Consider the following 247-nt stretch of genomic DNA (forward strand, 5'->3'; position numbering starts at 1 on the left):
AATGGTACCTTGTGCCAGACATTTCACATCTTTAATTTTATGAGCTTCTTCATCGAATACGTCAATAAAACCTTTGCCGATAATCTTACGCTTCTTCTCAGGTTCTTCCACACCTGCCAGTTCACTGAAGAATTTTTGGCTGGCATCCACTCCGATTACATTCAGTCCGAGACATTCATAATCATGGAGTACATTTTTGAATTCGTTCTTACGCAGCATGCCGTGATCTACAAAAATGCAGGTAAGA

It is taken from the genome of Eubacterium sp. AF15-50, assembly GCF_934835595.1.
Classification (GTDB): domain Bacteria; phylum Bacillota; class Clostridia; order Lachnospirales; family Lachnospiraceae; genus Eubacterium_G; species Eubacterium_G segne.